Source organism: Pedococcus sp. NPDC057267 (assembly GCF_042668795.1).
Classification (GTDB): Bacteria; Actinomycetota; Actinomycetes; order Actinomycetales; family Dermatophilaceae; genus Pedococcus.
On the sequence record NZ_JBHUYG010000142.1, the window covers coordinates 1 to 7,870 of the forward strand.

The 7,870-nt window shown below is 74.1% G+C and carries 4 protein-coding genes; 3 read left to right on the forward strand and 1 reads right to left on the reverse strand.

The window, feature by feature from the left end; translation table 11 throughout:
* Positions 1–238: 238 nt before the first annotated feature.
* Positions 239–2,194 carry a protease pro-enzyme activation domain-containing protein gene (locus ACFUC1_RS19535; RefSeq protein ID WP_379122802.1) on the forward strand — a complete coding sequence of 652 codons (1,956 nt, stop codon included), beginning with the start codon at positions 239–241 and terminating at the stop codon, positions 2,192–2,194.
* A gap of 267 nt (positions 2,195–2,461) precedes the next feature.
* Here ACFUC1_RS19535 and ACFUC1_RS19540 read toward each other — a convergent pair whose 3' ends face one another.
* On the reverse strand, positions 2,462–3,829 hold the full coding sequence (locus tag ACFUC1_RS19540) for a transaminase (protein ID WP_379122804.1): 1,368 nt from the start codon (positions 3,827–3,829) through the stop codon (positions 2,462–2,464).
* A 179-nt stretch (positions 3,830–4,008) separates the two neighbouring features.
* Here ACFUC1_RS19540 and ACFUC1_RS19545 point away from each other — a divergent pair, with 179 nt between their 5' ends.
* Together ACFUC1_RS19545 and ACFUC1_RS19550 are read left to right on the forward strand one after the other, a co-directional pair.
* Positions 4,009–4,761 carry a TIGR03936 family radical SAM-associated protein gene (locus ACFUC1_RS19545; RefSeq protein ID WP_379122806.1) on the forward strand — a complete coding sequence of 251 codons (753 nt, stop codon included), beginning with the start codon at positions 4,009–4,011 and terminating at the stop codon, positions 4,759–4,761.
* Positions 4,762–4,936: 175 nt separating this feature from the next.
* A partial coding sequence (locus ACFUC1_RS19550; protein ID WP_379122808.1) for a ribonuclease E/G occupies positions 4,937–7,870 on the forward strand: 2,934 nt, incomplete at its 3' end.

Genomic DNA, 7,870 nt, shown 5'->3' on the forward strand with positions numbered 1-7,870 from the left:
GTCCAGCCGAGGGCGCGGGCGGCACATTCATGTGCGCCCCCGGTTTCATCTGCGCCCCGGGCGGCGGGGCAGGCGGCGTCGCGTGCCGCGTGGGTCGCATGCCGCCGTGACCTGCGCAGACCCGCCCAACCGGTGACATCCGTCATGGTTGTGCGCGGCAACTGTCGTGTCGGATGAGGAGGCACTGCCCCCGAGCGGTCACCTCCGCGCCGTGGGGCCCACTTCTCCCGGAGGTCTCATGTCACGACTGTCGAGAACCGCCTGCGCCGCGGCGGGAGCTGCCGCACTGGTCACCGTCGCCGCAGCCGGAACCGCGCTCGCCGCACCCGGCGGCCGCCATGCCCTGGACGGCAGCATCCCGTCCTGGGCGGTGTCGCAGAACAAGGTCGGGGCTGCGGCCCCCTCGCAGCAGGTCACCTTCCGGGTGTACCTGCCCTACCGCGGAGGGGACGCGGCTGCGGCATACGCCCGGGCCGTCTCCACGCCGGGGAACGCCGACTACGGCCACTTCCTCACCCCGGCCGAGTTCCGGGCGCGGTTCTCACCCGCGACCTCCGACGTCTCCTCGGTGTCCTCGTGGCTCAAGGGCCAGGGCTTCACGCTCGGGGCCACGCCGGCGAACCGCAAGTACGTCGAGGCCACGGGCACACTCGCCCAGGCGGCCGCCGCGTTCGGCACCTCCTTCGCCGAGTACCGCACCGAGGGCAGGCAGGTCCGTTCCAACAGCACGCCGCTGCAGGTCCCCGACTCGCTGCCGGCCGTCGAGGGCGTCGTCGGGCTCGACGAGTCGCAGACCTTGGTGCACGCGAACAAGGCAGCCCCCGCGCCGGCGCTGTTCCGCAACGCCCAGCCGTGCTCGGCGTACTGGGGCCAGAAGACCGTCACGAACACGCCCACCCCGGACGGCACGCCGCTCCCGGCCTCGCCGAGCGCGTTCGCGCCGTGCGGCTACAGCGGCGCCCAGCTCCAGGGCCTCTACGGCATGAGCGGCGCGATCGCGTCCGGCAACGACGGCAGCGGCGTCACCGTCGGCATCATCGACGCGTTCGCCTCGAACACCATCGAGAAGGACGCCAACACCTACTTCGCGCGGCACGGGCTGCCGACCTTCGCGCCCGGGCAGTTCACCCAGGTCGTGGCCCCCGGCACCTACAACCAGCCGGGCAACCGCAAGCAGGACCCGGCCGGCTGGGCCGGCGAGGAGACCCTCGACGTCGAGGCGGTCCACACGATGGCCCCCGGCGCCCACATCACCTACATCGGGTCGCCCAACAACGGCCGTGACATGGACGCGATCATGAACCGCGTCGTCGACGAGCACCTCGCCGACATCGTGAGCAACTCCTACGGGTACGGCAGCGAGGCGCTGCCCGCAGGCACGATCAAGCCGTCGCTCGACACCCAGGTGCAGGCCGCGGCCGAGGGCATCTCGCTGTTCTACTCCTCGGGCGACAACGCCGACGAGACCAACGCCGTCGCCGGGGCCACTCCGACGCCGGACTGGCCCGCCTCGAGCCCGTACGTGACCGCCGTCGGCGGCACCTCGGCCGGCGTCAGCGCCTCGGACAGCCGGGTGTTCGAGCTCGGCTGGGAGACCCGTCGCAGCTCGCTGGACAAGACGACGACGACGTGGCAGCCGTCCACCTGGCTCTACGGCTCCGGCGGCGGCACGTCCCGCCTCTTCGCCCAGCCGTCGTACCAGACCGGTGTGGTGCCGGCCTCGATCTCGCAGACGTACGGTGGCGCGGCGATGCGCGCGGTCCCGGACGTGTCGGCGCTCGGTGACCCCAACACCGGCATGCTCGTCGGCGAGACGCAGAGCGCGCCGGACGGCTCGCAGGTCTACGACGAGTACCGCATCGGCGGCACCTCGCTCGCCTCGCCGCTCTACGCGGGCATGTTCGCCCTCGCCGAGCAGAAGGCAGGGCACGAGTACGGCCTGGCCAACCCGGTGCTCTACGGCACCCGGGCCGCCAGCGTCGACATCACCAAGGACGACCGCGCCACCTACCCCGGTGACGTCCGGTCCGACTACGTCAACGGCGTCGACGCGAGCAACGGGTACCGGTACTCCGCCCGGTACTTCGACGCGGACGAGCAGCTGACGATCCACGTCCGCCCGGGCTACGACGACGTCACCGGCGTCGGCGTCCCGAACGGCCAGGCCTGGCTGGACGCGGTCGCCGCGCAGTAACGACGGCGGCGGACACCCCAGCAGACGCAGGTGTGCCGCCCGTTCACCTGGGCTCCCGGGCCATGGGTGAGCGGGCGGCACACACGTGTGTGGGGGTGGGGGAGGCGCGCCTCGGCGACGTGGCGCGGATGCGCACCGACTGGACCGTCGCGCGGGGCGGCTCGCCCGCCCCGGGACAACGTGCGGGTCGACCTCTGACGCCGCCCGGGGCGCATCGAGCCGAGGCCGCGCCCGGGCGCCGTCCTGCTCCTCGGCCGATCAGCCTCCTCAGCCGAACAGCGCGCCCACGACCTCGCGGAACGCCTCGGTGTGCCGGTCGACGTCCTCGCGGCTCGTGTCCGGGCACATGAGGGCCATGTTGTGGAACGGCGTCATCAGGATGCCGCGGTTGCACATCGCGAGGTGCAGGTACGCGTCGAGCCCGTCGTCCGCGGCGGCCGCGGACTCCTCGCCGGTGCGCGGCGCGGGACGGGCGAAGCGGTACTCCGCCCGGGCGCCGAGCCGGCTGATGCTCCACGGCACGTCGAGCTCGTCGAGCGTCTGCTGCACCCCGGCCGTGAACGCCGTCGCCAGCTCGGTCATGTGGGTGAAGGCGTCCTCCGTGAGCACCTCCCCGAGGGTGGCCCGCATCGCCGCGACCGACAGGGCGTTCCCGGCGAGGGTGCCGCCCACGCCGCCGACGTCGACGATGTCCGCCTCCCCGGCCTCGGTGTGGCGGGTCACCGCGGCGGCCACCTCGGCGCTGATGCCGTACGCGCCGCACGGGATGCCGCCGCCGATGGACTTCCCGATGACGAAGATGTCGGGCTGCAGGCCCCACTCGCGCGTCGCACCGCCCCAGCCGGTCGAGAAGGTGTGGGTCTCGTCGATCATGAGCAGCGACCCGTACCTCGTGGCGAGCTCGCGCAGGCCCTCCATGAAGCCCGGCTCGGGCAGCACGATGCCGATGTTGGTCAGCGCGGGCTCGGTGAGGATCGCGGCGACGTCGCCGTGGGCGAGCTCGCGCTCGACCGACTCCAGGTCGTTCCACGTCGCGGCCCGCGTGGTGAGGTCGAGGGGGACGGGCGGGGCGACGTTGCCCGGCCGGCTCTGGGCCTTGCCGTCGGGACCGGGCAGCGCGAACGCCTCGTCGACGGAGCCGTGGTAGCAGTACGCGAAGACGAGCACCTTCGGCCGGCCGGTGGCCAGCCGGGCGAGGCGGATGGCCCAGCGGTTGGCGTCCGTGGCCGAGAGCGTGAAGCTCCACGACGGCATACCGAAGCGGCGGGTGAGCTCCGCCCCGACGTCCTGGGCCTCCGCGGTGGGCAGCATCGTGGTGACGCCGCCCAGCTCGCCCATCCGCCGCTGCACGGCGGCGACCGTGGGGCCGGGGGAGTGGCCGGCCATCGCGCCGGTGTCGCCCAGCGCGAAGTCGACGTACGTGTGCCCGTCGACGTCGGTCACCCGGTTGCCGGCGGCGCGGTCGAGGTAGAGCGGGAACCCGCCGGACCACATGTTCATCCACGTCATGGGCACGCGGCCGAACAGGTTGTTCGCCTGCGCGAAGAGGGCACGGCTGCGGGGGTGGGAGTCGGTGTATGCCGCCTGCTCGGCCTCGAGCAGCGCGGTCAGTCTGGTGCGGTCCAGGGTCGCCATGCCGGCAGGCTAGTGTGACGATGTCGGCGGCGAAAGGGCCGTCTCGCCACCGATCTCGCGGTCGGGGCGCGCGAATCGCCACGAAATTCGCAGCGCCCGGCCGTGTCGGCAGCGCACGCCTGCGCCGGCGGTGCGCCCCCGTCGCCGAGCCGGGCAGGCACCTCCTAGGCTTGACCGCCATGGCACGGCAGCGCGTCCCCGAGGGACCACCCCCCGTCCCGGCGGTCCAGAAGCTGCGGGTGCGTTACGCCAAGCGCGGGCGGCTGCGCTTCTCCTCGACGCGCGACTTCCAGCGCGCCCTCGAGCGGGCGCTGCGGCGGGCGGGCGTGCCGATGGCGTTCTCAGCCGGGTTCCACCCCCACCCCAAGATCAGCTACGCCAACGCGGCCCCCACCGGGACGGCCAGCGAGGCGGAGTACTTCGAGATCTCCGTGACCGAGCGGGTCGACCCTGAGTCGCTGCGGGCCGCGCTCGACGAGGCGCTCCCCGAGGGGCTCGACGTCCTCGAGGTGGTCGAGGCGGCGCCGGGGGCGCTCGCGGACCGGCTGCAGGCGAGCGACTGGGTGCTGGAGTTCGGCGGCGTGCCGGTCGAGGAGCTCCAGCGGGCGGCCGACACCTTCCTCGCCCAGGAGCGGGTCGAGGTCACCCGCATGTTCAAGACCGGGCCGAGGACCTTCGACGTGCGCTCCGCCGTCGTGTCGCTGGGCGCAACCGCGGCGGAGCGCCCCGACTGTGCGATACTGCGAGTGGTCGTACGGCACACCACACCGGCCGTACGCCCCGACGACGTCCTGACCGCGCTGCGCGCAGTGACAGAGCTTTCGCCACCGGCACCACCCCTGGTGACCCGGCTGGCGCAGGGCCCGCTGCGCACCGCAACCGCGAGGGTGGCTGATCCCTTGGCTGCCGACCTGGACGCCGACGGCGCCTGACCCGGTGCCGCGCGGCCTGCGCGAGCTGGAGACGGCGTAGCCAAACCGACTTCCGTGTCGGTGGCAAACCCGCCACCGGCACGAGGCATGACCGCGCACCACGCGGCCGTGCGGAGGGTCCGTCCGCGGGCCCCGGGTGTGGCCACGGCCCGTGGGTGACGGAAGGACGCCTCCCATGGCTTCCACGGACGACCAGCCCACCACCCCCACCACCGACGGCGCGCCCGCCGGCACCGCGGAGGCGTCCGCCCCGGCTGCGCCGCCCCGGCGCCCGCGACGGGCCACGAAGAAGGCGGCCGCCCCCGCGCCGGCGGCACCAGCGGATGACGGCGCCGCAGCGGACTCGGCGCCCCCCTCCGGCCCCGATGCCGGCGCGCCCGCGGAGGCGGCCACCGGCGAGGTGACCGCGAACAAGGCCGCCAAGCGCGCCCCCCGCAAGAGTGCCAAGAAGGCCGCGAAGGCCCCCGCCGCCGAGCCGGTGGTCGAGCCCGCCGCGGAGTCGGCCGCCGCGGCCGAGCCCACGGTCGAGGCTGCGGAGCCCGCCGCCGAGGCGACCGAGGCTGCCGCGCCGGCGAAGAAGGCCGCCAAGCGCGCGCCTCGCAAGAGCGCCAAGAAGGCCGCCGCGCCGGTCACCCGCCCCGTCGCCGAGCCGGTCGCCGAGACCACCGACGAGGAGGACGAGGAGGCCCTGGCGGCCGCCCGGGCCGAGGAGGCGCGGCTCGCGGAGGGCGCTTCCGAGCCCGACACCGCGTCGGCCGCGACCGTCCCCAGCTTCGGCGTGCTGTTCCAGGCGCCCGACCCCGAGGCGGTCAAGCCCGCCCGCAAGCGGGCCGCCCGCAAGCGCGCCACCGCCCCGGCCCAGGAGGTCGAGCCCTCGGAGCTGCCCGCCACCGAGCCGGTCGAGGCGGCCGAGGCACCCGCGGACGACGAGGCTGCCGAGGCCGCGGCGTCGCCCGAGAACGGCGAGCCCGCCGAGTCGGGCGAGGGCACGGGCGGCCGCCGTCGTCGTCGCCGCGGCGGCAAGGGTCGCGGCCGCGGGCGTGGCTCGGACTCCGACGCGCGCGACGAGGCGCAGGGCGCCGAGGAAGGCGGGTCCGACGAGGGCGAGCAGGCGGACGGCACGGGGCCGGCCGAGGACACGGCCGAGGGCGAGGGCAGCGCGAGCAGCCGTCGCCGGCGCCGCCGCCGCCGCAGCGGCTCCGCCACGGACGGGGAGGACCCGCCCGGCACCGTGACCAAGGTGCGCGAGCCGCGCCGCGACGAGCCGCAGAGTGTCAAGGGCTCGACCCGTCTGGAGGCCAAGAAGCAGCGTCGCCGCGAGGGCCGTGAGGCCGGCCGTCGCCGCACGATCATCACCGAGGCCGAGTTCCTCGCGCGTCGCGAGAGCGTCGACCGCGTCATGGTCGTGCGCGAGCGCGACGGCAAGACCCAGATCGGCGTGCTCGAGGACGAGGTGCTCGTCGAGCACTACGTCTCCCGGGAGACCAACGCGTCGATGGCCGGGAACGTCTATCTCGGCCGGGTGCAGAACGTCCTGCCCTCGATGGAGGCGGCGTTCGTCGACATCGGCAAGGGCCGCAACGCCGTCCTGTACGCCGGTGAGGTCAACTGGGACGCCGCGGGCCTGGAGAACAACCAGCCCAAGCGCATCGAGAACGCCCTCAAGTCCGGCGACACGGTCCTGGTCCAGGTGACCAAGGACCCGATCGGGCACAAGGGCGCCCGCCTCACCAGCCAGATCAGCCTGCCCGGCCGCTACCTCGTCTACGTGCCCGAGGGCTCGATGACCGGCATCTCCCGCAAGCTCCCGGACACCGAGCGCGCCCGGCTCAAGGGCATCCTCAAGGAGGTCGTCCCGGACAGCGCCGGCGTCATCGTCCGCACCGCGGCCGAGGGTGCGAGCGAGGAGGAGCTGCGCGCCGACGTCGAGCGGCTCACCAAGACCTGGGAGAAGATCAAGGCCAAGGCCGACTCCAAGGGCAAGGCCAAGGGCGGTGCCCCCGCGCTCGTCCACGGCGAGCCCGACCTCACCGTGCGGGTCATCCGCGACGTCTTCAACGAGGACTTCGGCAAGCTCGTCGTCGCCGGCGACCGGGCCTGGGAGGAGGTCAGCGAGTACATCGGCGACGTCGCCCCCGACCTCGCCGGCCGGCTGGAGAAGTGGACCGGGACCGAGGACCTCTTCACCCGGTACCGCGTGGACGAGCAGATCGCCAAGGCCATGGACCGCAAGGTCTGGCTGCCCTCCGGTGGCTCGCTGGTCATCGACCGCACCGAGGCCATGACCGTCGTCGACGTCAACACCGGCAAGTTCGTCGGCTCGGGTGGCAACCTCGAGGAGACGGTCACCAAGAACAACATCGAGGCGGCCGAGGAGATCGTCCGGCAGCTGCGGCTGCGCGACATCGGCGGCATCATCGTCATCGACTTCATCGACATGGTGCTGGAGTCCAACCGCGACCTCGTCGTGCGCCGCCTGCTCGAGTGCCTCGGACGCGACCGCACCAAGCACCAGGTCGCCGAGGTCACCTCGCTGGGCCTGGTCCAGATGACCCGCAAGCGGGTCGGCTCCGGCCTCATCGAGGTCTTCTCCGAGACCTGCGACCACTGCGGGGGCCGCGGCATCATCGTCCACGACCACCCTGTGGAGAAGTCGTCCAACGGCGACCAGGGGGGTTCTGCCGGGTCGCGCGGAGGCTCCGAGCGCAGCTCCTCCACCGGTGGCAGCACCCGCGGCCGGCGCGGACGCTCCGGCTCGGGCTCGACCCCCGCGCCGGCCGAGCAGCCCGCCCACCACGGCGGCCCGACGCCCGCCCAGATCGCCGCCGCGGCACACGCCGCAGCACTGAAGTCCTCCGAGGGGCACCCCTTCGGCGGCGCCGAGCTGGTCGACGACGCGCCCGCGCAGGACGAGCCCGTGGTCGAGGTGCACGAGACCCCCGACCAGGAGCGGCCCGAGCGCGTCGAGGCCCAGCCGGTCCGGCCCGAGCCCGCCGAGCGCGAGGCCGCACCGGCCCACCAGCCCGCGGCCGAGCGTGAGCCGGCCCCGCCCGAGCCGGCCCAGCCCGAGCCGTCCCAGCCCGCGCCGGTGACCCCGGCCGCGCCAGCC

Coding starts and splice junctions, on each gene's coding strand:
- ACFUC1_RS19545 (WP_379122806.1), top strand. CDS start 4,009: ATGGCACGGCAGCGCGTCCCCGAGGGACCACCCCCCGTCCCGGCGGTC.
- ACFUC1_RS19540 (WP_379122804.1), bottom strand. CDS start 3,829: ATGGCGACCCTGGACCGCACCAGACTGACCGCGCTGCTCGAGGCCGAG.
- ACFUC1_RS19535 (WP_379122802.1), top strand. CDS start 239: ATGTCACGACTGTCGAGAACCGCCTGCGCCGCGGCGGGAGCTGCCGCA.